This window comes from Streptomyces sp. TLI_146, assembly GCF_002846415.1.
In the GTDB taxonomy this organism is placed as follows: Bacteria; Actinomycetota; Actinomycetes; order Streptomycetales; family Streptomycetaceae; genus Streptomyces.
Window position 1 is genome coordinate 6,263,985 of the sequence record NZ_PJMX01000001.1, and the last position, 25,078, is coordinate 6,289,062.

Here is a 25,078-nt window from a genome sequence, read left to right on the forward strand (position 1 = left end):
TCGCGAGGGGCCGCGGCGATACGCCGCGGCCCCTTGTCCATCCCGTCCACACCCAGACGGGTGACATTCCGCCACGGCGGAAAAGACCACCTAGAGCACCACTACACTGCTGCTCAATACCTACGCGTCAGGCCCACAGCGTCGTGCGTCTTCTACGCGGCTAGCAAACCTCCACCGCCTGCGGCCGTCGGGACGGCAGTCCGCAGCATTGGACTTGTGAGGACTCACGTGAGCTCGAAACCTGTCGTACTCATCGCTGAAGAGCTGTCGCCCGCCACCGTCGACGCCCTCGGTCCGGACTTCGAGATCCGGCACTGCAACGGAGCCGACCGCGCCGAACTGCTGCCCGCCATCGCCGACGTGGACGCGATCCTGATCCGCTCCGCGACCAAGGTCGACGCCGAGGCCGTCGCCGCCGCGAAGAAGCTGAGGGTCGTCGCCCGTGCGGGCGTGGGCCTGGACAACGTGGACGTCTCCGCCGCCACCAAGGCCGGCGTGATGGTCGTCAACGCCCCGACCTCCAACATCGTCACCGCCGCCGAGCTCGCCTGCGGTCTGCTGGTCGCCACCGCGCGCAACATCCCGCAGGCCAACACCGCGCTGAAGAACGGCGAGTGGAAGCGGAACAAGTACACCGGCGTCGAGCTGAGCGAGAAGACCCTCGGCGTCGTGGGCCTCGGCCGCATCGGCGTCCTGGTCGCCCAGCGCATGTCGGCCTTCGGCATGAAGATCGTCGCGTACGACCCCTATGTGCAGCCCGCGCGCGCCGCGCAGATGGGCGTCAAGCTCCTCACCCTCGACGAGCTGCTCCAGGTCGCGGACTTCATCACCGTGCACCTGCCCAAGACCCCCGAGACGCTCGGCCTCATCGGCGACGAGGCGCTCCACAAGGTCCAGCCGCACGTCCGGATCGTGAACGCGGCGCGCGGCGGCATCGTCGACGAGGCCGCGCTGTACTCGGCGCTCAAGGAGGGCCGCGTCGCGGGCGCGGGCCTCGACGTGTACGCGAAGGAGCCCTGCACGGACTCCCCGCTCTTCGAGCTCGACCAGGTCGTCTGCACCCCGCACCTGGGCGCCTCCACCGACGAGGCCCAGGAGAAGGCGGGCATCGCGGTCGCCCGCTCGGTCCGTCTGGCGCTCGCCGGCGAGCTGGTGCCGGACGCGGTCAACGTCCAGGGCGGCGTCATCGCCGAGGACGTCAAGCCGGGTCTGCCGCTCGCCGAGCGCCTGGGCCGGATCTTCACCGCGCTCGCGGGCGAGGTGGCGGTCCGCCTCGACGTCGAGGTGTACGGCGAGATCACCCAGCACGATGTGAAGGTGCTCGAACTCAGCGCGCTCAAGGGCGTGTTCGAGGACGTGGTCGACGAGACCGTCTCGTACGTGAACGCCCCTCTCTTCGCGCAGGAGCGCGGCGTCGAGGTCCGTCTCACCACGAGCTCGGAGTCGCCGGACCACCGCAACGTGGTCACCGTGCGCGGCACGCTCTCGGGCGGCGAGGAGGTGGCGGTCTCCGGCACGCTTGCGGGCCCCAAGCACCTCCAGAAGATCGTGGCGATCGGCGACTTCGACGTGGACCTGGCGCTCGCCGACCACATGGTCGTGCTGCGTTACGAGGACCGCCCCGGTGTCGTCGGCACGGTCGGCCAGATCCTCGGCGAGGCGGGTCTGAACATCGCGGGCATGCAGGTCGCTCGTGCGGAGGAGGGCGGCGAGGCGTTGGCCGTCCTGACCGTGGACGACAGCGTGCCGCAGCCGGTGCTGAACGAGGTCGCGGAGACGATCGGTGCGGCGTCTGCCCGTTCGGTGAACCTGGTCTGATCTGTCGGCTGGGATGGTGCTGGCTTGCTCGCGCAGTTCCCCGCGCCCCTGGGTATTTAGGGGCGCGGGGAACTGCGCGATCGGCCCACCACGGTTCGCAGCCGAAAGACCACCCCTCGACACGATGCGCCGATCCCGCCATACGCGCGTATTACACGTACGTATAAAACCCGGTAGGCTCCCCTCATGGGACACCGTGAGGATCTGCTAGAGGGCGCCAAGCGCTGCCTGCTGGAGAAGGGCTTCGCGCGCACGACAGCGCGGGACATCGTCAAGGAGTCGGGGACGAATCTCGCGTCCATCGGCTACCACTACGGCTCCAAGGACGCGCTGCTCGCGCAGGCCTACATCGCCCTGGTGGAAGGGATCTCGGAGGCCTTCGACGCCCCCCAGCAGGTGGCGGCCACCGAGCCCGGCTCCCTGGAGCGCTTCCAGGAGGTCTGGTCGAACATCATCGCCACCATGGAGCAGCCCGGCTCGATGTGGCACCTCAGCATGGAGATCGTCGTCATGGGCGACCAGCTGCCGGGGGTCCGCGACCATCTGGCGCAGGCCCAGCGCGAGGGTGCGCGCGGCATCATCCCCATGTTCATGGGGGGCGAGGAGGCCGAGGTCGGCGACGACGAGGTCGACACGCTCGGCAAGCTCTATATGACGATGCTGATGGGGCTCATCGCCCAGTGGACGTTCGACCCCGGTACGGCGTCGAGCGCGGCCGAGCTGACGGAGGGGCTGCGGCGGCTCATCGCGGCGGCCGGACCCGACAAGCCCTCACAGGCGTGACGCCTTCAGAGCCATGTGCAGCAGCAGCCGGTCCTCGCCCTCGTCGAGGTCGAGACCGGTGAGCTGCTCGACCCGGGAGAGCCGGTAGTAGAGGGTCTGGCGGTGGATGCCGAGTGCCGCCGCCGTGCGGCCCGCCTGGCCCGCGCAGTCGAGGAACACCTCGGCGGTGCGGGCCAGTTCGGTGTGTGCCGGGGTGAGCAGGGCGCGGACCGCCACGTCGTGGGACGCGGTGTCGGGGAGCGCGGTCAGCAGCCGGTACGGGCCGATCGCCGCCCACTCGGCGACCGGGCCGAGCCCGGGTGCGGCCAGCGCGGCCCGGGCCGCCGAGGCGGCCTCGTGCCAGGAGGCGGGCAGCTCGCCCAGGCCCCGGCGGGGGAGCGCGACCCCGGCGGCGGCGCCCGGCCCCGCCGTGGCACGCAGCCGCTCGGCGGCGGTCAGCGCGGGCGCGAGCGCGTCGGCCGAGCGGAGCCGGACGAGCGCGCCGAGCACCTGGGCGCGCGGCGCCTCCAAGGGTTCGGCCTCCTCCCCGTGCGCCCCCCACGGCACCGCGCACAGCGCCGCCGTCCCGGGAACGGTCCGTACCGACGGGGTCTCCTGGGGCCAGGGGCTGACGCAGACCACCGCGTGCAGACCGTCCGCGTCCGGGCCGAGCGCCGCGCGCAGGGCCGCCGTCGCCATGTCGCGCTGCCAGCCCCGCCCGGCGGTCAGCGCCGCCCGGAACTCGCGCGAGAGGTCGGCGCCCGCCTGCGTCTCGTCGGCGAGCAGGCCGCCGATGCGGGCGGCCACCTCCATCGCGGCGGCCAGGCGGTCCTCGGCCGGGCCCGGGTCGGCGTCCAGCAGCCATACGTAACCGAGCACCACGCCGCGGTGGCGGACCGGCAGGCAGACGCGGTCGCGGAAGACGCCCGCCTCGGGGGCCGCCGGGATACGGACCGGGCCGGTCGCCCGGGTGATGCCGAAGCCCTCGAACCAGGCGCGGACCGCCGGGGTGGAGCGGCGGGTCAGGATCGAGCGCGTGCGCACCGGGTCCATGGCCGAGTCGTCCTCGGAGTCGTGCGCACCGAACGCGATCAGCCCGAAGTCCCGGTCCTCCAGGGTCGCGGGGGCACCGAGCAGCGCCGAGATCTCATCGACCAGGTCCTGGTAGTCGCCCTTCACAGCAGCCATTCTCGCGCACATCGGCGCCGCCTTCAGACATCTGTCTGAGATGCGGGGCACGGATGCGTGACAGGTGTCGATGGCAGAGGATCGGAAGGATCCTTAGGTTTCACGGTGGTTCTCCGTGCCGTTCCCGGAACGTCGGGTTTCGGCCCCCTGCTACCCCTTTCCATGGAGGTGCCCCGTGCTGGGTCCCGTGATCCTCGCCGCGTCGCGGAGCGACAAGATGCGCCGTTTCATCTCGGCCGCGCCCGGCACCAAGCAGGTCGTCGACCGGTTCATCGCCGGTGAGACGGTCGAGCAGGTCGTGCCGATCGTCAAGGACGCCGCGGGCAAGGGCCTGGAGGTCACCCTGGACGTGGTGGGCGAGGACATCACCACCGTGGAGCAGTCGTACGCCGCGCGCGACGCCTACCTCCAGCTGATCGAGCGCCTCAAGGACCTGGACCTGGGCACCCGCGCCGAGATGTCGGTGAAGCTCTCCATGTTCGGCCAGGCGCTGGAGGGCGGCCACGAGCTCGCCCTGGCCAACGTCCGCCCGGTCGTCGAGGCCGCCGCCGCCATCGGCACCACGGTCACCCTGGACGCCGAGGACCACACCACCCTCGACTCGATGTTCGCCATCCACGAGGAGCTGCGGAAGGACTTCCCGCAGACCGGCTGCGTCATCCAGGCGTACCTCTTCCGTACCGAGGACGACGCCCGCCGCCTGTCCGCCGCCGGCAGCCGCGTCCGGATCGTGAAGGGCGCCTACAAGGAGCCCGCCTCCGTCGCGTACCAGGACAAGGGCGAGATCGACAAGGCGTACGTCCGCATCCTGAAGATCCTCATGGACGGCGAGGCGTACCCGATGATCGGGTCGCACGACCCGCGCCTGATAGCCATCACCCAGGAGCTCGCGCGCCGTGCCGGGCGCAAGCTGGACGAGTACGAGTTCCAGATGCTGTACGGCATCCGCAGCGACGAGCACGTCCGGCTCGCGGCCGAGGGCCACCGGATGCGCGTCTACACGGCGTACGGCACCGACTGGTACGGCTACTTCATGCGCCGCCTCGCGGAGAAGCCGGCCAACCTGCTCTTCTTCGCCCGCTCCATTCTCACCAAGGGCTGAGCCCACCACCCCTCATCAAGGAGTTCAGAGACTCATGGACGCTGTAACCCAGGTCCCCGCTCCCGTCAACGAGCCGGTGCACGGCTACGCCCCGGGTTCGCCCGAGCGTGCGCGCCTCGAAGCCAAGCTCAAGGAGCTGGCCCAGAACCCGATCGAGCTGCCGATGACCATCGGCGGCGAGAAGCGGATGGGCGGCGGCGAGCGCTTCGACGTCGTGCAGCCGCACAACCACCAGGCCGTCATCGGCACCTACGCCAACGCCACCACCCAGGACGCCCAGGACGCGATCGACGCCGCCCTGGCCGCCGCCCCGGCGTGGCGCGCGATGTCCTTCGACGACCGCGCCGCGATCATCCTGCGCGCCGCCGAGCTGCTCGCCGGTCCCTGGCGCGAGACGCTGGCCGCGTCCACCATGCTCGGCCAGTCGAAGACCGCCCAGCAGGCCGAGATCGACACCCCGTGCGAGCTCGTCGACTTCTGGCGCTTCAACGTCCACTACGCCCGCCAGCTGCTCGCCGAGCAGCCCCCGGCGAACTCCCCGGGCGTGTGGAACCGCATGGACCACCGTCCGCTGGAAGGTTTCGTCTACGCGATCACGCCGTTCAACTTCACGGCCATCGCGGGCAACCTGCCGACCGCCCCGGCCCTGATGGGCAACGTGGTCGTGTGGAAGCCGTCCCCGACCCAGACCCACGCCGCCGTGCTGCTGATGCAGCTCCTGGAGGAGGCCGGGCTGCCCAAGGGCGTCATCAACCTGGTCACCGGCGACGGCCTGGCCGTCTCCGAGATCGCGCTGAACCACCGCGACCTGGCGGGCATCCACTTCACCGGTTCCACCAAGACCTTCCAGCACCTGTGGAAGACGGTCGGCACCAACATCGAGAAGTACCGCACCTACCCGCGTCTGGTCGGCGAGACCGGCGGCAAGGACTTCGTCGTCGCGCACCCCAGCGCCGACCGCGCGGTCCTGAAGACCGCCCTGACCCGTGGCTCCTTCGAGTTCCAGGGCCAGAAGTGCTCGGCCTCCTCGCGCGCGTACATCCCGGCGTCGATCTGGAACGACGGCTTCAAGGAGGAGTTCGCGGCCGAGGTCGACGGCATCACCATGGGTGACGTCACCGACCTGTCGAACTTCATCGGCGCCGTCATCGACGAGCGCTCGTTCGCCAAGAACAAGGCCGCGATCGACCGCGCCAAGGCCGACGCCTCCTGCACGATCGTGGCCGGCGGCACCTACGACGACTCGGTCGGCTACTTCGTCCGCCCGACCGTCATTGAGTGCTCGGACCCGGAGAACGAGGTCTTCACGACCGAGTACTTCGGCCCGATCCTGGCGATCCACGTCTACGAGGACGACAAGTACGACGAGATGCTGACCCAGATGGAGTCGGTCTCGGACTACGCCCTCACCGGCTCGGTCATCTCCGGCGACCGCGCGGCGGCCGCGTACACGATGGACAAGCTCCGCTACGCGGCGGGCAACTTCTACATCAACGACAAGTCGACCGGCGCCGTCGTCGGCCAGCAGCCCTTCGGCGGCGGCCGTGCCTCGGGCACCAACGACAAGGCGGGCGCCCCCCAGAACCTGATGCGCTGGACGCTGACCCGCGCCATCAAGGAGACCCTGGTCCCGCCGACCGACTACACGTACCCGCACATGGGCTGACGTCCGGTCACTTCTGAACCCCGCCCCCGTCCTTGGTCCCCCAACCGAGGACGGGGGCGGTTTCCATTTCCCGATCCGTGGGGCCCTTCACAGCTTCCGCGCCAGGAAGTCGTCGATCAGCGAGGCGATCTGGGCCGCGTGGGTCTCCAGGGCGAAGTGACCGGTGGGCAGGAGGTGGACCTCCGCCTCGGGCAGGTCGCGCAGGAAGGCGAGCGCCCCGGCCGGGACGAAGATCTCGTCGTGGGCGCCCCAGGCCGCGAGCAGCGGGACCTGGGAGGTGCGGAAGTACTCCTGGAAGGCGGGATAGAGCTCGAAGTTGGAGCCGTAGTCGGCCATCAGGTCGAGCTGGATGGCGTCCTGGCCCTCGCGGGCCATCAGAGCGGCGTCGTAGTGGTACGCGTCCGGGCTGACCAGGGACGGGTCCGGAAGGCCGTGCAGGTACTGCCATTTGATGCCCTCCAGGGAGCGGATCTCCCGCACCGGCGCCTCCGTCTCCGGCGTGCGGTCGGCGATCAGGGCGAGCGGCGCCTCCCACGCCTCGCCCAGGCCCTCGGTGTACGCGTTGCCGTTCTGCGTGACGATCGCCGTGACGCGCTCGGGGTGCGCGAGGGCGAGCCGCAGCCCGATGGGGGCGCCGTAGTCCTGGATGTAGAGCGCGAACCGGGTGAGGCCGAGCTGCTCGGTGAACTCCCGCGTCAGGGCGGCCAGGTTGGCGAAGGTGTACGCGTACTCCTCGGCGGGCGGCGCCGAGGAGTAGCCGAAGCCGAGGTGGTCCGGGGCGATCACGTGGTAGCGCGCGGCCAGCTTCGGGATCAGGTCGCGGAACATGTGGGAGCTGGTGGGGAAGCCGTGCAGGAGCAGCAGGGTGGGGGCGTCGGGGGAGCCCGCCTCTCGGTAGAAGATCTCCTGGCCCCCGACGACCGCCGTCCGGTAGTGGATCCGCTCCGCGCTCATATCTAACCCCTAAAAGCTCGTTTACCGGTTGCCGTGGTGTGTGAGCAGCCAACCACGGATCGGTGTAACCGGTCAATAGGCTTAGAGGGGTTAGGGGGTCGGGGTTGGGGGCTAGAGCTCCACCAGTACCTGGTCCAGCGACTTCCGTACGAGGTCGGGGACTTCGCAGCCCTCGGCCGGATAGCCGACCGGGATCACCGCGAACGCCTTCTCGTTCACCGGGCGGCCCAGCACCTCGCGCAGGAACCGCATCGGGCTCGGCGTGTGCACCAGTGCGGCCAGACCGCTCTGGTGGAGGGCGCTCAGGAGCATCCCGACCGCGATCCCGACCGACTCGTCCACGTAGTAGTGCTTGTGCTTGGTGCCGTCCTCGGCCAGCCAGTACCGCTGCTGGAAGACCACGATCAGGGCCGGGGCGTCGGTGAGATGGCTCTTGACGGCGTCCGTGCCCAGCGGGCGCAGCGCCGCCAGCCACTCCTCGCCGAGCCGGCCGTCGTAGGAGACGCGCTCCTCGTGCTCGGCCGCCTCCCGGATCCGCCGCCGTATCTCCGGATCGCGGACCAGGACGAAGGTCCAGGGCTGCTGGTGCGCGCCCGAGGGAGCGGTCGCCGCGCAGGCGACCGCGTCCCGGACGGCCTGCTCGGGGACCGGGTCGGGGGAGAACTGGCGTACCGTACGGCGCCGCCCCATCGTCTCGCGCAGCGCCGCCGCGCGCGCCAGGGACTCGGCGGCGGGCATCCGGGCGGGGCGGTAGGGGACCGGGTGGTAGGGCTCGCCGTGGGTCGGGGTCCACTGCTGTTCTGTCGTCGGTGACATGAAAGCGAGTCTGGAGGAGCCGCGCCCGGCGCGGAAGGACGCGAAGCGGCCTGCCACAGTGGGCGCATGACTGAGTCTCAGCACACCGCGCACACCTCACAGCTCGGCCCGGACGGCCTGCCGAGAATCCGCGAACTGCTCGACACCGCCTTCGGCGGGGACTTCAGCGACGAGGACTGGGACCACGGGCTCGGCGGGGTCCACTCGTTCCTGGACGACGAGAAGGGGATCGCCGCGCACGGCAGCGTGATCATGCGCCGGGTGCTGCACGGCGGCCGGTCCCACCGCGTCGGCTACGTCGAGGCCGTCGCCGTGCGCGAGGACCGGCGCCGCCAGGGGCTCGGCGGGCGGGTGATGGCCGCCTTGGAGCACGTGATCGACGAGGCGTACGAGTTCGGCGCGCTCTCCGCGTCCGACGAGGGCGCCGAGCTCTACCGGGCGCGCGGCTGGCAGGTCTGGCCCGGCCGGATCGAGGTGCTGAGCCCGGACGGGGTGGTGCGCCTCGCCGAGGAGGAGGGCACCACCTACCTCCGCCCGGCCGCGGGCGGGCGGCTGCCCGACCCGGCGCAGCCGCTGATCTTCGACTGGCGCGACGGCGATGTGCTGTGAGACGTCGTCTGTAACGTCGTTACAGATCTACAGGACGCCCGCGTCGCGCGCCGTCCACACCGACGGGTACAGCGGTCGGAAGCCCAGCTCGTCCCGGATCCGCAGGGTCGACACGATCGTGTAGAAGGGGTCCGGGTCGGTGCGCTGCGCCAGCTCCGGCGGCACCTCCACGCCGTTGAGCTGGTGCAGCTCGACCGCCGTCACCGGGCAGTCGTCCGCGATGTTGTACTTGCGGCCCGCCACCCCCGGCGCGTACAGCAGCCGCATCAGGGCCTGCGCCACGTCCGCGTGGTGCACCATCGGCAGCCGCTGGGCGGCGGCCCACTGCCCGGCCCAGTGCACCGAGTAGGCCAGGTGCGGGTCGCCCTCGCCGTAGACGAAGGCGAGCGCACCCACACGCACGTCGAGGCCGTGCTCGCGGTGGAGGGCGAACAGGCCTTCCTCGGCGGCCACCTTGGACTCCGCGTAAGTCCCCCACAGCGGGCCGCCGGGCAGTGGCGCGTCGTCCTCGGTCAGCGGGCGCCCGCGCCCCAGGCCGTACGCCAGGTTCGACGACACCTGGACGAACCGGCTCACCCCGGCCTCCAGCGACGCCCGGCCGAGGGAAATCGCCGCGTCGCGGTTGACGGCGCGGTTCTCCTCGTCCGGCACGTTGCGGTACGCCACCGCGAGGTTCACCACCGCGTCCACCCCGGCCAGCGCCTTGGCCACGGACTCCTCGTGCCGTACGTCGCCGACCGCCACCTCATGGGCGCCGAGGGCGGCACCGCGCGCCTCGTCGCGCACCAGGACCCGCACCACGTCGGCCCGCTGGACCAGCCTCGGCACGAACCGCCGGCCGACCTCGCCCGTCGCCCCCGTCACCAGAATCCGCATCGCACGCTCCTCTCGGTTGCCTGGCCCCAGCGTGGCGCGAGGTGGCCGACGGCGGGAGGGGCGTCCGTATCCAGGGAGCGGGACTCCCTGGATACGGACCGTGGCCACCGGCATGCTGAGGGTGTGGACAGAGAAGAACTCGCGGACTTCCTGCGGCACTGCCGGGCCCGTCTCGAACCGTCGGACGTCGGCCTCGCGGCCGGGCCCCGGCGGCGGACGGCCGGGCTGCGCAGGGAAGAGGTCGCCCAGCTCACCGGGATGTCGGCGGACTACTACACCCGTCTTGAGCAGGCCCGCGGCTCGCGCCCGTCCCGGCAGATGCTGACCGCGCTGGCGCGGGCTCTCAGGCTCAGCCGGGACGGGCGCGATCACCTCTTCCACCTCGCCGGGGAGGAGCCCCCGCGCGAGCGGCACGGCTCGGTCCATGTGCGCCCCGGCCTGATGCTCATCCTCGACCGGCTGCACGACGCGCCCGCGCAGGTGATGAGCGACTGGGGCGAGGTGCTCGCCCAGAACGCGATGGCGGCCGCCCTGGTCGGCGAGTCCGAGCCCGGCCGGAACATCATCCGCGGCTACTTCACCGATCCCGCGTTGCGTGCCCTGTTCCCGCCCGAGGACCAGGCCGAGCACGCCCGCAGCCACGTCGCCCAGCTGCGGGCGGTGCTCGCGGCCCGCCCGGACGACCCGGAGCCGGCGGCGCTGGTGGCCGAACTGCGCGCGGTCAGCGAGGAGTTCTCGGCGCTCTGGGACCAGCACGAGGTGGAGACGCGGCACGCCAAGGCGAAGCGGTTCCTCCACCCCGTGGTCGGCCTCCTGGAGCTGGACTGCGAGATCCTGCTGAGCTCAGGCGAGGGCCAGTTCCTGGTGGTCCACTCGGCCCGCCCGGGCACGGAGGCCCACCAGCGGCTCGAACTGCTGCGGGTGGTGGGGCTCCAGGACCTGACGGTCAGCCGCTGACGGATAGGGGCTGTCAGGTGTCAGATGTCAGTTGCTGACGGTCGGCTGTCAGGTATCAGATGTCAGCCGCTGACGGTCGGCTGTCAGGTATCAGATGTCAGCCGCTGACGGTCGGCTATCAGGTATCAGATATCAGCCGCTGACCGACGCCGCGCCCGTCTCGATGTGGGGCTCAGGCGTCCTCGACGCCCCGCGCGACTTCCCGCTTGACGCGCTGCCAGGCCAGGGCCATGGCCACCGGGGCGGCGACCGCCGCGCCGATCAGCGCCGGGTAGGCCACCGGGTCGCCGCCGTAGTGAATCGCGGCGGCGGTCGCCGTGCCCGAGACGACGGCCGCGGCCAGCATCTGCTTGAGCTTTCCCCGGTACATGTCGCTGAGGAAGAGCTGCTTGGCGGGCGGCGCCACCAGCTCGTCGAGCCCGGCCGCGGGCCCGGCGCTCGCCGCCTTGGGACGCTTGAAGTACATGAAGAACATCCAGTGCCCGCACGGCTCCCAGCCGTCCGGGGCGAGCCCGGCCGTCACCGACTCGCGCTCGGCCGCGTTGTTGGCGCTCTCGCGCCGGTACTCCCACCGCATCGCCGCCGCCGGGTCGCGGCGGCAGACGAACCGGCCGAGCCGGTCCAGGCCCTCGACCTCCCAGCCCTGGTCCCCGTAGTGGTTGAGGTGCTTGCGGTCGGTGTAGATGTCGGCGGTCCACTTCCAGGTCTCCGCCTCGGCGCCCGGCTCCTGGGCCGCCCGGCCCCCGGTGAGCCGGGCCGCGAAGTCCTCCGGCGCGCCGAACTCCTCGTACGGATCGGTGGATCCGGACTCCGCCAGATAGCCGGTGAGCTCGGCGACGTTCGCCGCCACCTCGCCCGGCGGCATCCCCGAGGCGCGCAGCTTCTCGGCGAGGGCCCGGAAGTAGTCCTTCTGCTCGCTCATGACGGTCGTCCCCCTGGTGTCGCGCTGGTCAGCATGGTCTGTACGGCGGTGTGGAACTCCAGCCAGGACGCGCCCTGTTCGGCGAGCGCCCGGTGGCCCTCCTCGGTCAGCCGGTAGTACCGGCGGCCCGGCCCGCGCTCGGCGGCGCGGAACTCCCCGACGGCGAGCCCGGCCTCTTCGAGCCGGTTCAGGACGGGGTAGAGCGTCCCGCCTTTGATCTCCCCGAGCCCGGCCGCGGCCAGGGTCTTGGAGATCTCGTAGCCGTAGCTCTCGCCCCCGGTGAGACAGGTGAGGACGAGGAGGTCGAGGACGCCCTTGAGCCAACTGGATCTGCGGTCTGCGGCCATGCGTGTATTCCAGCACTAGCTAGGTAGGAATGCAAACTAGATGCCGCACCTCACTAGATGCCGTACCTCACTAGGTTGTGGTGTCGATCTGGGGGATGGGTGCGGCTACTCGCCCACCCGGATCAGCATCTTCCCCGTGTTGCCTCCGCGCAGCATGCCGATGAATCCCTCCACGGTCCGCTCGATCCCGTCGCTCACCGTCTCGTCCGACACCACCCGCCCCGACCGCAGATGCGGCACCAGGAACTCCTCCAACTCCCCCTGTACGTCACGGTGGTCGCGCACCAGGACGCCCTCCAGGCGCAGGCTCTTCGCCACCACCGAGTAGAGGTTGCGCGGGGCGGCGGGCGGTGCGGCGAGGTTGTTGTACTGGGCCACCGCGCCCACCCAGGCGATCCGCCCGTGGTCGCGCAGCGCCGAGATCGCGCCCTCCAGATGGTCGCCGCCCACGTTGTCGACGTACGCGTCGATGCCGTCCGGGGCCGCCTTCGCCAGCTGCTCGCCCACCGGGCCGTCGTGGTAGTCGAAGGCGGCGTCGTAGCCGACCGCCTCCGTCAGGAAGGCCGCCTTGGCGGCCGAGCCCGCGCTGCCCACGATCCGGCCCGCGCCCAGCAGCCGCGCGATCCGGCCCGCCGCCGTGCCGACGCCGCCCGCGGCCGCCGAGACGAACAGGTCCTGGCCGGGCCGCAGTTCGAGAGTGCGGGTGAGCGCCACGTACGCGGTGAGGCCGGTGCCGCCGAGGATGCCCAGATGCGCCGAGAGCGGCACTCCCTCGTACGACGTGATCGTGCGCGTCCCGTCCACGCCCAGGGTGACCAGAGCGTGGGTGCGCCAGCCCTGCCGGTGGAAGACGAGGTCGCCCTCGCGCAGGCCCGGGTCGAGCGAGGCGACGACCCGGCCGAGCGCACGGCCCTCCAGCGGCTCGTTCAGCGGGGCGGAGTCCATCACCTCGCGGTGGTACGGGTCCACCGAGAGGTAGAGGTTCCGGACGAGGGCGGTGCCGGGCGCGGGCTCGGGGACCGGGCCGCGCACGAGAGCGAAGTCGTCGGGGGAGGGCAGGCCCTTGGGGCGGGCGGTCTGGTGCACGGTGAGCGAGGTCGTCGTCATGGGGCAGACGCTAGGAAGGAATGCGCGGGCCGGGCAGGGGGTTGCGTCGATGGAACCGCCCGATCCATCGATTCTCCTCATACGTCCAGGTGGGAGCCCTGATGCCGAACGACCTCGCCCCGCGTGAACTGCGCGTGCTCGCCGCCGTCGAGCAGGAGCGCAGCTTCTCCGGGGCCGCCGTGGCGCTCGGTATGACCCAGTCGGCGGTGTCGCACTCGGTGCGGTCCAGTGAGGCCAAGATAGGCGCGGTGCTCTTCGAGCGGGGCCGCGGCGGGGCGACCCCGACGCCCGCGGGGGCCAGGGCCGCCGCGTACGCCCGCCGGGTGCTGCGGATGCTCGACATGCTGGCGGCCGAGGCGCGCGGCGCAGCGCCCGACCCGGCGGGGGACACCGTGGCGGGGCCGCTGCGGATCGCCGCCTTCCGCAGCGCGGCGCTGCATCTGCTGCCGCCCGCCCTGGAACGGCTCACCGCCCGGCACCCCGGGATCACCCCGCAGGTCCGGGTGGTGCGGGAGCTGGGGGCCGGGACGGCGGGGGAGGTGGCGGCGGGCCGTGCGGACCTCGGCATCGCGACGATCGGGACCGGCTCGCCGGTGCCGCCCGGGCTGGTCGGTGACGTCCTCCTGGAGGAGGGGTACGCGCTGGTCCACCCCTCGGGGCATCCGGCGCCGCGCTCGCTGCCGCTGGTCGACTGGATGGAGAACTGCTCCTCGTACACCCGCGAGTGGTGGGCCGAGCAGGACTGGATTCCGGCGGCGACGGTTCAGGCGGAGGACGATGGAGCGGTGCTCTCGATGGTGAGCAGTGGTTTCGGTATGGCGATCATGCCGGAGCTGTCGCTGACCGGAGCACCGCACACAGTCGAGATCGCCGATCTCGGAGTGGAGCGGCCGACGCGGTCCGTGGGCTATGTGACCACGCCGGAGCTCGCCGGGACGGTCGCGGTCCGCGCGCTCATCCGGGAGCTGCGGGCGCTGCGGCGGTGAGGCGGCGACGAGGCGCCGGTGACGCCGGGACGAGGCCGCCGTCTCAGATAGTAGGAAGTCCGAGTAATTGTGGAGACAGAAGCGGAGTCCTCCCTTAGCTTTGTAGGAGCCGAACGTCTCGCTAGATCCAGCGAATGGCGGTCGCGAGCGCGGTGCCCCTTGGCAGGCAACCCCTGCGGCAGCGCTCCCCGCCCCTTCCGGCGCCTCGATATCCCCCGTGATCTCAAGGAGTCGATCCCTCATGTCCGAGACGACGACCGTCCGCCGTGTCCGTCACGCCTCCCGTACGACCGATGCCGACCGTAAGAACGCCGCGGCCGCGCTGCAGCGCGCGCTTGACCGCAGGGACAACGGAGGCGCCTCCGGGCACGTGGCCGGGTAGTCGGCGCGCTTTCGTCTGCGGGCCGTCCTGGGCTGGTCGCGCAGTTCCCCGCGCCCCTGGGGATGAGGTGGCGCGGGGAAACGCGGCCGCGGCCTATCTGCCGCGCCTGATCTCGAAGTGGTCGATCCTCGCTCCGGACTCCGCCAGTGCCGAGACCCTCATCGACGGGTGGTGACCCGCTTCGACCTCCACCGCCAGGAACGAGTAGCCGGTGAAGCGGACCCGGGACCACTCCACGGTCTCGGTCTCCTTCTGGCGGCCCTTCACCCAGTGGTAGCTCGCGACGCTCTCCTGGTCCTTGACGTGGCCCTCGTAGCTGTCGGGGGCCGGGAAGTCGTAGAGCGCGCGGCCCGCGCCGCCGGCCGTGACGTACACGATGCCGTCCCGCGTCGGGTCGGTGCGCTCGCCGATCGGGACCTTGCGTCCCACCGCGTTCCTCAGGATCGCGTCGGTGCGCTCGTACACATGGTTGTGGCCGTTGATGACCAGGTCCACCTGGTGCTTCTCGAAGAGCGGCACCCAGGCCTCGCGCACCCCGCCCTCGGAGGCGTGCGCGTTGGTGGTCGAGAAGGCGCAGTGGTGGAAGAAGACCACGATGAAGTCGACGTGCCGGTCGGCGCGCAGCTCGGCCAGGCGTCTGTCGAGCCACCGGGTCTGCTTGCCGCCGCTGATGCCGTAGTTGGCGGGGATCTCGTACGAGACGTCGTTGGCGTCCAGCGCGACCACGCCGACGTTGCCGTGCACGAACGAGTACACGCCGGGCTGGTCGACCGGGTCCGGGCCGTTGTCCGGCAGCGACCAGCGGGCGTTCTGGCCACCGTAGCCGTCGGGCGAGTACCAGGCCTCCATGTCGTGGTTGCCGGTGGTCACCATCCACGGCACGGTCTTGGCCACCGACTCCGTCTGCGCCAGGAACTGGTCCCAGGTGCGCGCGTCGTAGCTGTCGCCGGAGGTGCCCGAGCCGGACGGGTCGGCGTAGCAGATGTCGCCCGCGTGCAGATGGAACGCCGGGTTCTGACCCAGGATCAGCTGGTCGTTGCCGAGCGCGTGGTAGCTGACGCCCTGGTCGCCGAAGGCCGTGAAGGTGAACGACTCGGCCCGCTCGGGCGCGGTGGTGAAGGTGCCGAGCGTGCCCAGGTTGCGCGGGTCGGCCGGGTCGAAGCCGTCGTGGCCGACGCCGTAGTAGTACGTGGTGCCCGGCCGCAGCCGCTCCAGGCCCGCGTGCACGTAGTACTGCTCGGCCGCCGCGATCTTCCCGCCGTTCAGCACCGGCGTGGTGAGGTGGCGCACCTCGGCGCCGATCCGGTGGCTGAGCGCCCACGGCTTGAGCCCGATCCGGAGGTACGGCCGCCGCACCGCGAAGGGGACCTGCCAGGAGACCGTCATCTGCGTCTTGGGGTCCGCGCCGTACGCGAGGTGCCGCCCGAACGGAGCCACCAGCGAGCCGTCCACCTCGGTGCCGGGGCCGCGCGAGGTGAGCACGGCGGGTGCGGCCTGGGCGGGCGACGCCGTGGCGAGTCCGCCGCCCACCCCGGCACCGGCGATCGCGGCGGTCGCCACGGACGTGCGCAGCACCCCGCGCCGCGTCAGCCGCGTACGCAGGTACTCGTGCTGCTCGGCCATGCTCATACGGTCGGCGAGCTTCTCGGGTATTCCGAAACGGGGGATGTCCATGGCCGGAAACGTCCTCTCCTCAGACGACGCGCATCTCACCGCCGGGTGAACGGGGTGCGTACAGCTCCCCATGCAACTCCCCGGAATCCCCCCGCACATCACCCCTGACAGCCATTCGGCGGCCGCCCGGAGGGGCTATGGCCAAGGCCCGCCCGGGACTCGCTTTCGGCCGCGCTGTCCGCATGGTGGACTCGACATGTCAATGCATGGGACGCGGAGTACGGTGCTTTCATGTCTCGCAGCATCGATCTCGCAGTGATCCCCGGTGACGGCATCGGCCAGGAAGTGGTGGCCCAGGGCCTCAAGGTCCTGCGCGCCGTCCTTCCAGCGGACGTGAAGCTGGAGACCAAGGAGTACGACCTCGGCGCCCGGCGCTGGCACCGCACCGGCGAGACCCTGCCGGACGCGGAGCTCGACGCGCTGAAGACCCACGACGCGATCCTGCTCGGCGCCATCGGCGACCCGAGCGTCCCGTCCGGGGTCCTGGAGCGCGGTCTGCTGCTGAAGCTGCGCTTCGCCTTCGACCACTTCATCAACCTGCGCCCGTCGAAGCTGTTCCCGAACACCGCGACCCCGCTGGCCGGCCGCCCCGACATCGACTTCGTCGTCGTCCGCGAGGGCACCGAGGGCCCCTACACGGGCAACGGCGGTTCGCTGCGCACCGGTACCCCGGCCGAGGTCGCCACCGAGGTCAGTGTGAACACGGCGTACGGCGTGGAGCGCGTGGTGCGCGACGCCTTCGCCCGCGCCCAGGCGCGGCCGCGCAAGAAGCTGACGCTGGTCCACAAGAACAACGTCCTCGTCTTCGCCGGGCACCTGTGGAAGAACATCTTCGACACGGTGGCCAAGGAGTACCCGGACGTCACCACCGACTATCTGCACGTCGACGCCGCGACGATCTTCTTCGTCACCCAGCCCGAGCGGTTCGACGTGATCGTCACCGACAACCTCTTCGGCGACATCCTCACCGACCTCGCCGCGGCCGTGACCGGCGGCATCGGCCTGGCCGCGTCCGGCAACATCAACCCGACCGGCGCGTTCCCCTCGATGTTCGAGCCGGTCCACGGCTCCGCGCCGGACATCGCGGGCCAGGGCAAGGCCGACCCGACCGCCACGGTCCTCTCCGTCGCCCTGCTCCTGCGCCACCTCGGCCACGAGGCCGAGGCGGCCCGGATCGAGGACGCCGTCCAGGCCGACCTGGCCGCGCGGGACGGCTCCGCCCGTACCACCGACGAGATCGGGGACGCGCTCGCCGTACGCGTATCGGGCTGACCCGAGCGCTCTTCCCCAAGAAAGCCGCCGGGTCGCACCAGCACCCGGCGGCTTTTCCTGTACGGCCCCGGGGTGCCACCATCAGTCCCTGGGCCGCGAGCACACCGTTTTCTGTCATGGTCCCGCACGAGCGATAATCGAACGTGGGACCGCGGCATGCGGAGAAGCTCGGACGTCCCGGCAGCCGCCGGGGCGGCGTGAGCGCGGTCCGACCCACACAACCGGTGAAGGACACGCAACCATGACGACGCCCACGATCGAGCTCAAGCCGTCCGCGAACCCGCTGTCGGACGCGGAGCGTGACGCGATCCTGGCCAGCCCCGGATTCGGCCGCCACTTCACCGACCACATGGTGACGGTCAAGTGGACCGAGGGCCGCGGGTGGCACGACGCGGAGCTCACGGAGTACGCGCCGCTGTCGATGGACCCGGCGAACATGACGCTGCACTACGCGCAGACGATCTTCGAGGGTCTGAAGGCCTACCGTCAGCCCGACGGCACGGTGGCGACCTTCCGCCCCGAGGCCAACGCGGAGCGCTTCCGCTCCTCGGCCCGCCGGATGGCGATGCCCGAGGTGCCGACCGAGCTGTTCATCGCCGCCTGCGACGCGCTGATCCAGCAGGACAGGGCGTGGGTGCCGGCGTCCGGCGAGGCCTCGCTCTACCTGCGCCCGTTCATGATCGCTAGCGAGGTCGGGCTGGGTGTCCGCCCCGCCAACGAGTACCTCTTCATCGTGATCGCGTCGCCCGCCGGGGCCTACTTCCCCGGTGGCGTGAAGCCGGTCTCCGTCTGGCTCTCCGAGGAGTACGTGCGCGCCGTCAAGGGCGGTACGGGCGCGGCCAAGACCGGCGGCAACTACGCCGCGTCCCTGGTCGCCCAGGCCGAGGCGGCCGAGCACGGCTGCGACCAGGTGGTCTGGCTGGACGCGGTGGAGCACCGGTGGATCGAGGAGATGGGCGGGATGAACCTGTACTTCGTGTACGGGGACCGCATCGTCACGCCGTCGCTGACCGGGTCCCTGCTGCCGGGCATCACCCGTGACTCGCTGCTGAAGATCGCGCGGGATCTGGGGTACACGGCGGAGGAGGGGCGGATCTCCACGGAGGACTGGAAGCGGGACAACGAGGCGGGGACGCTGACCGAGGTGTTCGCGTGCGGCACGGCCGCGGTGATCACGCCGGTGGGGTCGGTGAAGTCCGCGCGGGCGAGCTGGACGCAGGGGGATGGGGAGCCGGGTTCTGTGACGATGCGGCTGCGCAAGGCGCTGCTTGACCTTCAGACGGGTGTTACGCCGGACACGCATGGGTGGATGCACCCCCTGGGCTGACCGGGGTTTTTGCCCCCACCCCGCCCCTTCCCTAAACCCTCCGGGGGTGGGAGGGGGCGGAGGTGTTTTCCCGGGGGCTACGCCCCCGGACCCCCGCTGCGGGGCCTGCGGCCCCTGCACCCCGCTTCCGGGGCTCTGCCCCGGGTCCCGGCGTGGGGTGGGTGGGTTAGCGGGGCTGCGTCCCGGGTCCCGGCGTGGGGTGGGTGGGTTAGCGGGGCTGCGTCCCGGGTCCCGGCGTGGGGTGGGTGGGTTAGCGGGGCTGCGTCCCGGGCCCCGGTGTGGGGGTGGGTGGGTTAGCGGGGCTGCGTCCCTGCCCCGTTCGTCTGCGGGCCGTGGCCGGTTGCTCGCGCAGTTCCCCGCGCCCCTACAGGGGCGCCCCGGAGGGGCGCATTCAGGGGCGCGGGGAACTGCGCGACCAGCCCCCACCGGGCCGCAGACGAAAACGGGGTCCGGGTCGCAGGCCCAATACGCGGGCTCAGCCCACCTCCACCCCCGGAGGGTTCAGGGAAGGGGCGGGGTGGGGGAGACTCCGCCTCGTCAGCGCCGCGTACGCCACACCCCCCACCAAACCCGACAGCAGGAAGCTGCAATCCACCCCGCCAGTGAAGCGCAGCAGCGGCCCCGACCACTGCGGCAACGACACCGCCAGCAGGCCCGCCCCCGCCCCCAGCGCCCAGGAAAGCGCGGCCCGCCAGTTCCACCCGGCCCGGTACCAGTACGCCCCGCCCCGTGAGCGGCGGTTGAAGACCTGGAGCGCGTCCGCGTCGTACACCCCGCGGCACCGCACGAAGCCGATCAGGGTGATGACCGCCCACGGCGTGCCGATCGCCGTCAGGAGCAGGACGAAGGACGTCATCGCGGCCTGCGCCTCCCAAGCGTAGTGGCCCGCGAAGACGCACACCGTCGCGACGGCCGCCACCGCGAACGTCGCCTGCGTACGCGACGCGCGCGGCAGGATCGCGTCCAGGTCGAGGCCCATCGAGTACAGCATCAGGCCCGCGTTGCCCACCGAGCCCGCCGACGCGGCGAGGAGGAGGGGGACCAGGTACCAGCCGGGGGCAGCCGAGACCAGCGGGGCCGCGTAGTCCGTCGCCGCCCGCGCCGCGTACGCCGTGAACGTGCCGAACAGCTGCGGCACAAGGAGTCCGGCCGTCAGGCCCAGCCACGTCGCGTGGAGCACCCGGCGCGGGGTGTGGCGGGACGGCGAGATGTAGCGCGTGTAGTCGCCCAGGAGCGTGATGAAGGCGATCGGGCCGCTCAGCCCGGCCGCGACCAGGGCGAGCAGCCACGTCGGCCAGAACGAGCCGAGCAGGTAACCGCCCGCGTCGGGCAGCGCGGCCGTCGTGAAGTGCGGGGCATACGCCGCCACGCCCAGGACCAGCAGCGCCGTCATGCCGACCGCGAGGACCCGGGACAGCCGCAGCAGCACCCGGTACCCGTACACCGCGCCGATGACCGTCGCCGCCGCGAGCACCGCGTACACGACGGCGTACGAGACACCGCCCGTGGGCAGGCCGAACAGCCGGTGCAGGACGCCCGTCATCGCGTCCCCGCCGATCCACACCGTCAGCGCGGTGTAGCCGAGCGAGAGCAGCAGCCCGACCACCGAGCCGACGAGACGGCCCCGTACCCCGAACTGCGCGCCCGACGACGTCGACAGGTTCGTGGCCGTGCGCAGCGACACCAGTGCCAGCGGGGCCGTCAGCAGGGTGCCGGCCAGGGTGCCCGCGACGACCGCGCTCACCGACGCCCACCAGCCGAGGCCGAAGGAGACCGGCAGCCAGCCGAAGACGATGACGCCCAGGCAGAGGTTGGAGCCGAGCAGGATCGACACCAGATCGCGCGGACCGCTGGTGCGCTCCGCCTCCGGGATGGTGTCGACTCCGCGCTGTTCGATCCGCATGGGCTGCCCCTGAGTCTTGGTGATGGCTTGGTTCGGTTTGGTTCGGGTGGCTCGAATTCGCCGTTTCTCTGTTTGAGTGACGTTCAATGTGTGGCATCTCGCTGCGCCCGTCAACCCCCTTGACTCATGACAGAGCGCAATAAGTGTGGTTAGAGTGTTGTTCAAATAGGAGGTGTGGTGGCGTGCGACTTACCCCCACGGAACGTGACCGGCTGCTGCTCTTCGGCGCCGCCGAGCTCGCGCGGGCCCGCCGGGCCCGAGGGCTGCGACTGAACGTGCCCGAGGCGACCGCGCTGATCGCGGACACCGTCTGCGAGGCGGCCCGCGACGGGCGGCGGCTCGCCGAGGCCATCGAGGCGGCCCGCTCGGTGCTCGGGCCCGACGACGTCCTGCCGGGCGTCGCGGACGTGGTCACCGAGGTGCACGTCGAGGCCGTCTTCGACGACGGCTCGCGGCTCGCCGTGGTCCCGGCGCCCCTCGACGGCGCCGCCGGGCTCGGCGAGGACGCGCCCGGCGCCGTGCTGCCCGGGCCCGAGGGCCCCGAGCCGGAGCCCGCCGTCCGGCTCGCCGTGCGCAACACCGCGGCCGTCCCGGTCAGCGTGACCTCGCACTTCCACTTCTTCGAGGCCAACCCGCGCCTCGACTTCGACCGCGCCGCCGCGTACGGGATGAGGCTGTGCGTCCCGGCCGGGTCCTCGGTCCGGTTCGACCCGGGCGGCGAGGGCGAGGTCGGGCTCGTCCCCATCGGCGGCGCGCGGATCGCCATCGGCTTCGCCGGGCTCGTCGACGGGCCCCTGGACGCGCCCGGCGCCAAGGAGGAGGCCCTGCGCAGGGCCGCCGCCTGCGGCTATCTGGGCGCCGGCACCTCGGAAGGGACCCCCGTATGAGCAAGCAGACCCGGCACAGCGACCACTGCGCCCCCGGCAGCCGGCACATCGACCCGCAGGAGTACGCGGCCGTCTTCGGGCCCCGCGCCGGCGACCGGATCCGGCTCGGCGACTCGGGCCTGACCGTGCGGGTCGAGTCCGACTCGCAGAATCCGGGGGACGAGTTCCTCGCCGGGTTCGGCAAGACCGCCCGCGACGGGCTGCACCTGAAGGCCGCCGCCGTCCGCGAGACCTGTGACGTCGTGATCAGCAACGTGGTCGTCATCGACGCCATGCTCGGCATCCGCAAGGTGTCCATCGGCATCCGCGAGGGCCGTATCCACGCCATCGGGCGGGCCGGGAACCCGGACACCCTCGACGGCGTGGACGTCGTCGTCGGCACCGGGACCAGCATCGTCTCCGGCGAGGGGCTCATCGCCACCGCCGGAGCCGTGGACACCCACGTCCATCTGCTCTCGCCGCGCATCATGGAGGCCTCGCTCTCCTCCGGCGTCACCACGCTCATCGGCCAGGAGTTCGGGCCGGTGTGGGGCGTCGGCGTCAACTCGCCCTGGGCGCTGCGCAACGCGTTCGCCGCCTTCGACGCCTGGCCCGTCAACATCGGCTTCCTGGGCCGGGGTTCGTCCTCCGACGGCGCCCCGCTGGTGGAGGCGCTCGCCGAGGGCGGCGCCTGCGGCTTCAAGGTGCACGAGGACATGGGCGCGCACACCCGCGCCCTGGACACGGCGCTGCGGGTCGCCGAGGAGCACGACGTGCAGGTCGCGCTGCACAGTGACGGGCTGAACGAGTGCCTGTCGGTGGAGGACACCCTGCGCGTCCTCGACGGCCGTACGATCCACGCCTTCCACATCGAGGGCTGCGGCGGCGGCCACGTCCCCAACGTCCTGAAGATGGCGGGCGTGCCCAACGTCATCGGCTCGTCCACCAACCCGACGCTGCCGTTCGGCCGGGACGCGGTAGCCGAGCACTACGGGATGATCGTCTCCGTCCACGGCCTCAAGCCGGACCTGCCCGGCGACGCCGCCATGGCGCGCGACCGCATCCGGGCCGGGACGATGGGCGCCGAGGACGTGCTGCACGACCTGGGCGCGATCGGCATCACCTCCTCCGACGCCCAAGGGATGGGCCGCGCGGGCGAGACCGTGCGCCGCACCTTCGCCATGGCCGGGAAGATGAAGGCCGAGCTCGGGCCGCTGGAGGGCGACGGCGAGGGCGATGACAACGCGCGCGTGCTGCGCTACATCGCCAAGCTCACCATCAACCCGGCCATCGCCCACGGCCTGGCCCACGAGGTCGGCTCCATCGAGGTCGGCAAGCTGGCCGACATCGTGCTGTGGCGGCCCGCCTACTTCGGCGCCAAGCCGCAGATGGTCCTCAAGGCCGGATTCCCCGCCTGGGGTGTGACGGGCGATCCGAACGCGGCCACCGAGACCTGCGAACCCCTCGTCCTCGGCCCGCTCTTCGGCGCCCACGGGGCGACCCCCGCCGAGCTCTCCGTCGCCTTCGTGGCCCGCGCGGCCCTCGACGGGGGGAGCGATCTGATGCCCACCCGCCGGCGCCGGGTCGCCGTGCGCGGCACCCGGGGCATCGGCCCCGCCGACCTGGTGTTCAACTCCCGCACCGGAGCCGTCGACGTGGACGGCCGCACCGGTCTCGTCACCCTCGACGGCGATCCGCTGCGCTCCGAGCCCGCCGACTCCGTCTCCCTCAACCGCCTCTACTTCCTGTAAGGACCCGTCTGATGTCTGCTGCCGCCGACGGCTTCCGCATGCCCGCCGAGTGGGCCCCGCACGAGCGCACCTGGATGGCGTGGCCGGGCCCGAACGTCACCTTCCCGAACGAGGCGGAGCTCGCCGAGTCCCGCGCCGCCTGGGCCTCCGTCGCCCGCGCCGTGCGCCGCTTCGAGCCGGTCACCGTCGTCTGCGGCCCCGGCCAGAGCACGGCGGCGGCCGCCCTGCTCGGCCCGGACATCGACCTAGTGGAACGCGAACTCGACGACGCCTGGATGCGCGACATCGGCCCCACCTTCCTGACCGACGGCACCGAACTCGCCGCCGTGGACTGGACGTTCAACGGCTGGGGCGCCCAGGACTGGGCCCGCTGGGAGCACGACGCCAAGATCGGCGCGTACGTCTCGGACCTCGCCGGGGCCCGTACGTACACCTCCCGCCTGGTCAACGAGGGCGGGGCGATCCACGTCGACGGCGAGGGCACGGTGCTGCTCACCGAGTCCGTGCAGCTCGGGCCCGAGCGCAACCCCGGCTGGACCCGCGAGCAGGTCGAAGCGGAGATCCACGGGATGCTCGGCACCCGCAAGGCGATCTGGCTGCCGCGCGGCCTGACCGCCGACTACCCCCCGCACGGCTACGGCACGCTGGGCCACGTCGACATCGTCGCCGCGTTCGCCCGCCCCGGCGTGGTCGTCGCCCACACCCAGCCGGACCCGGCCCACCCCGACCACGAGGTGTGCAAGGAGAACGTGGCGCTGCTGCGCGGCCAGACCGACGCCCGGGGCCGGAGCATCGAGGTCGTGGAGGTCCCCGCGCCGACCGTCCTCACCGACGACCACGGCTGGGTCGACTACTCGTATATCAACCACTACCTCTGCAACGGCGGCGTCGTCCTGTGCGGCTTCGACGACCCGAGGGACGAGAACGCGGCGGGCATCTTCCGCCGTCTCTTCCCCGAGCGGACCGTCACCCTCGTCGACGCACGTACGATCTTCGCTGGGGGCGGTGGCATCCACTGCATCACCCAGCAGCAGCCCAGGGTGTGATCAGCCGGGGTGTGATCCAGGAGGAAGAGGACATGGCCGGTCCGGCCCGCGCGCGGAAGAACGCGCCGCCGCGCGAGGAGGTGCTGGCCGCCGCCATGGCCACCATCGCGGAGCGCGGTCTGGACGGTCTGACCATGGCCGGGCTCGGCCGCGAGGTCGGCATGTCCAGCGGCCACCTCCTCTACTACTTCCGCAGCAAGGACGAACTGCTCCTCGAGACCCTGGAGTGGAGCGAGGGCCGCCTCGGCGCCGAGCGCCGGGCCCTGCTCTCCCGGCCGGGCGCGGTCCGCGAGCGCCTGGACGCGTACATCGACCTGTACGTGCCGGACGGCGCCCGCGATCCGCACTGGATCCTGTGGCTGGAGGTCTGGAACCGTTCGCAGAGCGCTGCCACCGACGCCCTCGCCCGCGCCCGCCAGGCCGCCATCGAGGGCGCCTGGCACCGCGACCTGGTCGCGATCATCGCGGAGGGCGTCTCGCGCGGCGAGTTCCGCCCGGTCGACGCGGACCGCTTCGCGGCCCGGCTGCGCGCGCTGCTCGACGGCTTCAGCGTCCATGTGGCGGTCGGCATACCGGGCACGGGACGGCCCCAAGTCCTCGACCACGTAAGGGAGTTCGTGGACGAGTCGCTGACGGGGCATCGGCCGGACCGCTGACCGGGCGCTGAACGCAACGTACGCAAGTACGCCTTATCGTTGCGTCCGCGAGCCTTGTCGGCCGCATCGGGCTGGGCCACCGTGATCTTCC

General features: G+C 71.7%; 23 protein-coding genes. 14 read left to right on the forward strand and 9 right to left on the reverse strand.

Translation table 11 applies throughout. The features are described 5' to 3' along the window. Positions 1–228 precede the first annotated feature (228 nt). Together serA and BX283_RS28085 are read left to right on the forward strand one after the other, a co-directional pair. Entirely contained in the window at positions 229–1,818 is a 1,590-nt protein-coding gene (serA, locus tag BX283_RS28080; RefSeq protein WP_101390280.1) for a phosphoglycerate dehydrogenase, read from the forward strand. Positions 1,819–2,004: 186 nt separating this feature from the next. Then, the gene (locus BX283_RS28085; RefSeq protein ID WP_101390281.1) at positions 2,005–2,601 is read left to right on the forward strand and encodes a TetR/AcrR family transcriptional regulator; all 597 of its coding nucleotides are present in this window, start codon (positions 2,005–2,007) and stop codon (positions 2,599–2,601) included. Here the strand turns inward: BX283_RS28085 and BX283_RS28090 are convergent. Continuing rightward, positions 2,590–3,759: a CdaR family transcriptional regulator gene (locus BX283_RS28090; RefSeq protein WP_101390282.1), complete on the reverse strand. Its 1,170-nt coding sequence runs from the start codon at positions 3,757–3,759 to the stop codon at positions 2,590–2,592. The genes BX283_RS28085 and BX283_RS28090 overlap by 12 nt on opposite strands. A 184-nt stretch (positions 3,760–3,943) precedes the next feature. Between BX283_RS28090 and BX283_RS28095 the strand changes: the two genes are divergently transcribed. Both BX283_RS28095 and pruA read left to right on the forward strand, forming a co-directional pair. Next, a complete protein-coding gene (locus tag BX283_RS28095; RefSeq protein WP_101390283.1) occupies positions 3,944–4,870 on the forward strand; it encodes a proline dehydrogenase family protein in 927 nt (308 codons plus the stop codon). A gap of 34 nt (positions 4,871–4,904) precedes the next feature. Further along, a complete protein-coding gene (pruA, locus tag BX283_RS28100; RefSeq protein WP_101390284.1) occupies positions 4,905–6,536 on the forward strand; it encodes an L-glutamate gamma-semialdehyde dehydrogenase in 1,632 nt (543 codons plus the stop codon). Between the two features lie 87 nt (positions 6,537–6,623). Here the strand turns inward: pruA and BX283_RS28105 are convergent, their stop codons facing one another. Both BX283_RS28105 and BX283_RS28110 read right to left on the reverse strand, forming a co-directional pair. Then, positions 6,624–7,490, reverse strand: coding sequence for an alpha/beta fold hydrolase (locus BX283_RS28105; protein WP_101390285.1), 867 nt, complete (start codon positions 7,488–7,490; stop codon positions 6,624–6,626). Between the two features lie 111 nt (positions 7,491–7,601). Beyond that, positions 7,602–8,306: a nitroreductase family protein gene (locus tag BX283_RS28110; RefSeq protein ID WP_101392613.1), complete on the reverse strand. Its 705-nt coding sequence runs from the start codon at positions 8,304–8,306 to the stop codon at positions 7,602–7,604. Between the two features lie 66 nt (positions 8,307–8,372). On the opposite strand from BX283_RS28110, the gene BX283_RS28115 reads away from it, so the two are divergent. Then, positions 8,373–8,915: a GNAT family N-acetyltransferase gene (locus BX283_RS28115; RefSeq protein WP_101390286.1), complete on the forward strand. Its 543-nt coding sequence runs from the start codon at positions 8,373–8,375 to the stop codon at positions 8,913–8,915. Between the two features lie 27 nt (positions 8,916–8,942). Here BX283_RS28115 and BX283_RS28120 read toward each other — a convergent pair whose 3' ends face one another. Then, positions 8,943–9,791, reverse strand: coding sequence for an NAD(P)-dependent oxidoreductase (locus BX283_RS28120; RefSeq protein ID WP_101390287.1), 849 nt, complete (start codon positions 9,789–9,791; stop codon positions 8,943–8,945). 123 nt (positions 9,792–9,914) lie between these two features. Between BX283_RS28120 and BX283_RS28125 the strand changes: the two genes are divergently transcribed. Continuing rightward, on the forward strand, positions 9,915–10,748 hold the full coding sequence (locus tag BX283_RS28125; protein ID WP_101390288.1) for a helix-turn-helix transcriptional regulator: 834 nt from the start codon (positions 9,915–9,917) through the stop codon (positions 10,746–10,748). A gap of 172 nt (positions 10,749–10,920) precedes the next feature. On the opposite strand, the gene BX283_RS28130 is transcribed toward BX283_RS28125, so the two are convergent. The 3 genes from BX283_RS28130 to BX283_RS28140 form a co-directional block, all read right to left on the reverse strand. Next, positions 10,921–11,670 carry a hypothetical protein gene (locus BX283_RS28130; protein ID WP_257583905.1) on the reverse strand — a complete coding sequence of 250 codons (750 nt, stop codon included), beginning with the start codon at positions 11,668–11,670 and terminating at the stop codon, positions 10,921–10,923. Continuing rightward, entirely contained in the window at positions 11,667–12,017 is a 351-nt protein-coding gene (locus tag BX283_RS28135) for a PadR family transcriptional regulator (protein ID WP_101390289.1), read from the reverse strand. The genes BX283_RS28130 and BX283_RS28135 overlap by 4 nt, the downstream gene beginning before the upstream one ends. A gap of 105 nt (positions 12,018–12,122) precedes the next feature. Then, positions 12,123–13,124 (reverse strand): NADP-dependent oxidoreductase, encoded by a 1,002-nt coding sequence (locus BX283_RS28140; RefSeq protein ID WP_101390290.1) that lies wholly within the window; start codon positions 13,122–13,124, stop codon positions 12,123–12,125. Positions 13,125–13,225: 101 nt separating this feature from the next. Here BX283_RS28140 and BX283_RS28145 point away from each other — a divergent pair, with 101 nt between their 5' ends. Both BX283_RS28145 and BX283_RS28150 read left to right on the forward strand, forming a co-directional pair. After that, positions 13,226–14,110 carry a LysR family transcriptional regulator gene (locus tag BX283_RS28145; protein WP_101392615.1) on the forward strand — a complete coding sequence of 295 codons (885 nt, stop codon included), beginning with the start codon at positions 13,226–13,228 and terminating at the stop codon, positions 14,108–14,110. A gap of 241 nt (positions 14,111–14,351) precedes the next feature. Beyond that, on the forward strand, positions 14,352–14,492 hold the full coding sequence (locus tag BX283_RS28150) for a hypothetical protein (RefSeq protein ID WP_101390291.1): 141 nt from the start codon (positions 14,352–14,354) through the stop codon (positions 14,490–14,492). 93 nt (positions 14,493–14,585) lie between these two features. Here the strand turns inward: BX283_RS28150 and BX283_RS28155 are convergent, their stop codons facing one another. Further along, positions 14,586–16,166: a metallophosphoesterase family protein gene (locus BX283_RS28155; RefSeq protein WP_101390292.1), complete on the reverse strand. Its 1,581-nt coding sequence runs from the start codon at positions 16,164–16,166 to the stop codon at positions 14,586–14,588. A 231-nt stretch (positions 16,167–16,397) separates the two neighbouring features. Between BX283_RS28155 and BX283_RS28165 the strand changes: the two genes are divergently transcribed. Beyond that, positions 16,398–17,438: a 3-isopropylmalate dehydrogenase gene (locus tag BX283_RS28165; RefSeq protein WP_101390294.1), complete on the forward strand. Its 1,041-nt coding sequence runs from the start codon at positions 16,398–16,400 to the stop codon at positions 17,436–17,438. Positions 17,439–17,679: 241 nt separating this feature from the next. Beyond that, the gene (locus tag BX283_RS28170; protein WP_101390295.1) at positions 17,680–18,765 is read left to right on the forward strand and encodes a branched-chain amino acid aminotransferase; all 1,086 of its coding nucleotides are present in this window, start codon (positions 17,680–17,682) and stop codon (positions 18,763–18,765) included. Between the two features lie 475 nt (positions 18,766–19,240). Here the strand turns inward: BX283_RS28170 and BX283_RS28175 are convergent, their stop codons facing one another. Next, the gene (locus BX283_RS28175) at positions 19,241–20,668 is read right to left on the reverse strand and encodes a cytosine permease (RefSeq protein ID WP_101390296.1); all 1,428 of its coding nucleotides are present in this window, start codon (positions 20,666–20,668) and stop codon (positions 19,241–19,243) included. A 182-nt stretch (positions 20,669–20,850) separates the two neighbouring features. Here BX283_RS28175 and ureA point away from each other — a divergent pair, with 182 nt between their 5' ends. From ureA to BX283_RS28195, 4 genes are read left to right on the forward strand one after another with little or no spacing between them, the layout of a single operon-like run. Then, the gene (ureA, locus tag BX283_RS28180; protein ID WP_101390297.1) at positions 20,851–21,555 is read left to right on the forward strand and encodes an urease subunit gamma; all 705 of its coding nucleotides are present in this window, start codon (positions 20,851–20,853) and stop codon (positions 21,553–21,555) included. Further along, complete coding sequence (locus BX283_RS28185; protein ID WP_101390298.1) at positions 21,552–23,285, forward strand: urease subunit alpha; 1,734 nt, start codon at positions 21,552–21,554, stop codon at positions 23,283–23,285. Before ureA ends, BX283_RS28185 begins: the two co-directional genes overlap by 4 nt. A gap of 11 nt (positions 23,286–23,296) precedes the next feature. Next, positions 23,297–24,331 (forward strand): agmatine/peptidylarginine deiminase, encoded by a 1,035-nt coding sequence (locus tag BX283_RS28190; protein ID WP_180357274.1) that lies wholly within the window; start codon positions 23,297–23,299, stop codon positions 24,329–24,331. A 32-nt stretch (positions 24,332–24,363) separates the two neighbouring features. Further along, entirely contained in the window at positions 24,364–24,987 is a 624-nt protein-coding gene (locus BX283_RS28195; RefSeq protein ID WP_101390299.1) for a TetR/AcrR family transcriptional regulator, read from the forward strand. Positions 24,988–25,078 lie beyond the last annotated feature (91 nt).

What these genes read in the sequence shown, in the direction of transcription:
- BX283_RS28085 (WP_101390281.1), top strand. Translation starts at nt 2,005, where the DNA reads ATGGGACACCGTGAGGATCTGCTAGAGGGCGCCAAGCGCTGCCTGCTG.
- pruA (WP_101390284.1), top strand. Translation starts at nt 4,905, where the DNA reads ATGGACGCTGTAACCCAGGTCCCCGCTCCCGTCAACGAGCCGGTGCAC.
- BX283_RS28105 (WP_101390285.1), bottom strand. Translation starts at nt 7,490, where the DNA reads ATGAGCGCGGAGCGGATCCACTACCGGACGGCGGTCGTCGGGGGCCAG.
- BX283_RS28110 (WP_101392613.1), bottom strand. Translation starts at nt 8,306, where the DNA reads ATGTCACCGACGACAGAACAGCAGTGGACCCCGACCCACGGCGAGCCC.
- BX283_RS28115 (WP_101390286.1), top strand. Translation starts at nt 8,373, where the DNA reads ATGACTGAGTCTCAGCACACCGCGCACACCTCACAGCTCGGCCCGGAC.
- BX283_RS28120 (WP_101390287.1), bottom strand. Translation starts at nt 9,791, where the DNA reads ATGCGGATTCTGGTGACGGGGGCGACGGGCGAGGTCGGCCGGCGGTTC.
- BX283_RS28130 (WP_257583905.1), bottom strand. Translation starts at nt 11,670, where the DNA reads ATGAGCGAGCAGAAGGACTACTTCCGGGCCCTCGCCGAGAAGCTGCGC.
- BX283_RS28135 (WP_101390289.1), bottom strand. Translation starts at nt 12,017, where the DNA reads ATGGCCGCAGACCGCAGATCCAGTTGGCTCAAGGGCGTCCTCGACCTC.
- BX283_RS28140 (WP_101390290.1), bottom strand. Translation starts at nt 13,124, where the DNA reads ATGACGACGACCTCGCTCACCGTGCACCAGACCGCCCGCCCCAAGGGC.
- BX283_RS28145 (WP_101392615.1), top strand. Translation starts at nt 13,226, where the DNA reads ATGCCGAACGACCTCGCCCCGCGTGAACTGCGCGTGCTCGCCGCCGTC.
- BX283_RS28150 (WP_101390291.1), top strand. Translation starts at nt 14,352, where the DNA reads ATGTCCGAGACGACGACCGTCCGCCGTGTCCGTCACGCCTCCCGTACG.
- BX283_RS28155 (WP_101390292.1), bottom strand. Translation starts at nt 16,166, where the DNA reads ATGGACATCCCCCGTTTCGGAATACCCGAGAAGCTCGCCGACCGTATG.
- BX283_RS28165 (WP_101390294.1), top strand. Translation starts at nt 16,398, where the DNA reads ATGTCTCGCAGCATCGATCTCGCAGTGATCCCCGGTGACGGCATCGGC.
- BX283_RS28170 (WP_101390295.1), top strand. Translation starts at nt 17,680, where the DNA reads ATGACGACGCCCACGATCGAGCTCAAGCCGTCCGCGAACCCGCTGTCG.
- BX283_RS28175 (WP_101390296.1), bottom strand. Translation starts at nt 20,668, where the DNA reads ATGCGGATCGAACAGCGCGGAGTCGACACCATCCCGGAGGCGGAGCGC.
- BX283_RS28185 (WP_101390298.1), top strand. Translation starts at nt 21,552, where the DNA reads ATGAGCAAGCAGACCCGGCACAGCGACCACTGCGCCCCCGGCAGCCGG.
- BX283_RS28190 (WP_180357274.1), top strand. Translation starts at nt 23,297, where the DNA reads ATGTCTGCTGCCGCCGACGGCTTCCGCATGCCCGCCGAGTGGGCCCCG.
- BX283_RS28195 (WP_101390299.1), top strand. Translation starts at nt 24,364, where the DNA reads ATGGCCGGTCCGGCCCGCGCGCGGAAGAACGCGCCGCCGCGCGAGGAG.